This is a genomic window from Roseomonas sp. TS2, assembly GCF_058833935.1.
Map to the genome: position 1 here is coordinate 2,501 of NZ_JCACVY010000230.1, position 3,111 is coordinate 5,611.

Here is a 3,111-nt window from a genome sequence, read left to right on the forward strand (position 1 = left end):
GGTGACGAGAATGAGTATGAGAAGGGCGTTCAGTGGATGCCTTGGCACCAAGAGGCGATGAAGGACGTGGCACGCTGCGATAAGCCGCGGGGAGATGCGAGCGATCGTTGATCCGCGGATGTCCGAATGGGGAAACCCCTCCTTTATGGAGATCTGGTTCTGAATACATAGGGATCAGAGGCAAACCCGGTGAACTGAAACATCTCAGTAGCCGGAGGAAAAGACATCAACAGAGATTCCCCGAGTAGTGGCGAGCGAAAGGGGACCAGGCCAGTACCCAGTCAACGTTAAGCCGAACGGTCTGGAAAGTCCGGCCAGAGCGGGTGATAGCCCCGTAGGCGTATGGCTTTGATTGGGTCTCGAGTAGGGCGGGGCACGTGAAACCCTGTCTGAACGTGGGGGGACCACCCTCCAAGCCTAAATACTCCTTGGTGACCGATAGTGCACAAGTACCGTGAGGGAAAGGTGAAAAGCACCCCGACAAGGGGAGTGAAAGAGACCTGAAACCGAACGCCTACAAGCAGTCGGAGCCCGCAAGGGTGACGGCGTACCTTTTGTATAATGGGTCCGCGAGTTTCTGTTTGCAGCAAGCTTAAGCCGTTAGGTGTAGGCGCAGCGAAAGCGAGTCCGAACAGGGCGCCGAGTTGCAGGCAGAAGACCCGAAACCGAGTGATCTAGCCATGGCCAGGCTGAAGGTGCGGTAACACGCACTGGAGGGCCGAACCCACGCCTGTTGAAAAAGTCGGGGATGAGCTGTGGCTAGGGGTGAAAGGCCAATCAAACTCGGAAATAGCTGGTTCTCCGCGAAATCTATTGAGGTAGATCGTCAGGCGAACACCGCCGGAGGTAGAGCACCGGAAGGGCTAGGGGGACCCAAAGTCCTACCAAACCCTACCGAACTCCGAATGCCGGTGAGTGCTACCTGGCAGACAGACAGTGGGTGCTAAGGTCCATTGTCGAGAGGGAAACAGCCCAGACCACCAGCTAAGGCCCCCAAATCGTGGCTAAGTGGGAAAGCATGTGAGACGGCCAAAACAACCAGGAGGTTGGCTTAGAAGCAGCCATCCTTTAAAGAAAGCGTAATAGCTCACTGGTCTAATAGCTGTCTTGCGGCGAAAATGTAACGGGGCTCAAGCCACGTGCCGAAGCTGTGGATGCATACGCAAGTATGCGTGGTAGCGGAGCGTTCCGTAGGCCTGCGAAGGTGGACCCGTGAGGGCCGCTGGAGGTATCGGAAGTGCGAATGCGGACATGAGTAGCGACAAAGAGGGTGAGAACCCCTCTCGCCGAAAGTCCAAGGGTTCCTGCGCAAGGCCAATCCGCGCAGGGTGAGCCGGCCCCTAAGGCGAGGGCGACAGCCGTAGCCGATGGAAACCAGGTGAATATTCCTGGGCCTGTCAGAAGTGACGAGTGTGAACCGTAGTCCCTCCTTATTGGATTGGAGAGGCTGCCGGATCACTCCAGGAAATAGCTCTGACATTATAGACCGTACCCGAAACCGACACAGGTGGACTGGTTGAGTATACCGAGGCGCTTGAGAGAACCATGCTGAAGGAACTAGGCAAATTACTCGCGTAACTTCGGGATAAGCGAGACCCATAGCCGGGCAACCGGAGATGGGTGGCACAGACCAGGGGGTGGCGACTGTTTAGTAAAAACACAGGGCTCTGCGAAATCGAGAGATGACGTATAGGGTCTGACGCCTGCCCGGTGCTGGAAGGTTAAGAGGAGGTGTGCAAGCACCGAATTGAAGCCCCAGTAAACGGCGGCCGTAACTATAACGGTCCTAAGGTAGCGAAATTCCTTGTCGGGTAAGTTCCGACCTGCACGAATGGCGTAACGACCTCCCCACTGTCTCCAGCATGGGCTCAGCGAAATTGAATTCCCCGTGAAGATGCGGGGTACCCGTGGTCAGACGGAAAGACCCTATGAACCTTTACTGCAACTTCGCAGTGGCATCAGGAAGGGGCTGTGTAGGATAGGTGGGAGGCTATGAAACCGGGGCGCTAGCTTCGGCGGAGCCATCCTTGAAATACCACCCTGCGCCTTTCTGATGTCTAACTGAGCCCAGTTACCCTGGGCCAGGACCCTGCGTGGCGGGCAGTTTGACTGGGGCGGTCGCCTCCCAAATGGTAACGGAGGCGCGCGATGGTGGGCTCAAGCCGGTCGGACATCGGCTGTTGAGTGCAAAGGCATAAGCCCGCCTGACTGTGAGCGCGACAGCGCGAACAGAGACGAAAGTCGGCCTTAGTGATCCGGTGGTCCCGCGTGGAAGGGCCATCGCTCAACGGATAAAAGGTACTCTAGGGATAACAGGCTGATCTCCCCCAAGAGTCCACATCGACGGGGAGGTTTGGCACCTCGATGTCGGCTCATCGCATCCCGGGGCTGGAGCAGGTCCCAAGGGTTCGGCTGTTCGCCGATTAAAGCGGTACGTGAGCTGGGTTTAGAACGTCGTGAGACAGTTCGGTCCCTATCTGCCATGGGTGTTGGAGACTTGCGAGGATCTGTCCCTAGTACGAGAGGACCGGGATGGACGTACCTCTGGTGTACCAGTTGTCGCGCCCGCGGCATCGCTGGGTAGCTAAGTACGGAACGGATAACCGCTGAAGGCATCTAAGCGGGAAACCAGCCTCTAAACGAGGTCTCCCCGAGGGTCGTGGTAGACCACCACGTCGATAGGCCGCAGGTATACGCCTGGTAACAGGCTCAGCCGAGCGGTCCTAATCACCCGAACGATCTCATTCAAAAACTCCGCCGTGGGCCTCAAAACCCACACCGCACGCAGCACCAATCCGCACTCACTCAAAATCACTCACCCATCACCAAATCAGTTACACATCATCCGTGTGCAAAAAAGTTCCGGCTCGGTGGCCCGGTGGCCATCGCGGGGTTGATACACCCGATCCCATCCCGAACTCGGACGTGAAACACCCCAGCGCCCATGGTACTGCATCTCAAGATGCGGGAGAGTAGGTCGCCGCCGGGCCACCAAGCCGGAACTTACACACATACACGGATACACACACCACCGCGGGGTGGAGCAGCCCGGTAGCTCGTCAGGCTCATAACCTGAAGGTCACAGGTTCAAATCCTGTCCCCGCATCCAAA

The 3,111-nt window shown here is 57.2% G+C and carries 1 tRNA gene and 2 rRNA genes; all 3 read left to right on the top strand.

What is annotated here, in order from left to right:
• Positions 1-9 precede the first annotated feature (9 nt).
• The 3 genes from ACZJYS_RS22025 to ACZJYS_RS22035 all read left to right on the top strand — a co-directional run bounded on the left by ACZJYS_RS22025 (position 10) and on the right by ACZJYS_RS22035 (position 3,109).
• Positions 10-2,748 (top strand): 23S ribosomal RNA (locus tag ACZJYS_RS22025).
• A gap of 126 nt (positions 2,749-2,874) precedes the next feature.
• A 5S ribosomal RNA gene (gene rrf, locus ACZJYS_RS22030) occupies positions 2,875-2,989 on the top strand.
• A 43-nt stretch (positions 2,990-3,032) separates the two neighbouring features.
• Positions 3,033-3,109, top strand: a tRNA-Met gene (locus ACZJYS_RS22035).
• The last annotated feature ends 2 nt before the right edge of the window (positions 3,110-3,111 follow it).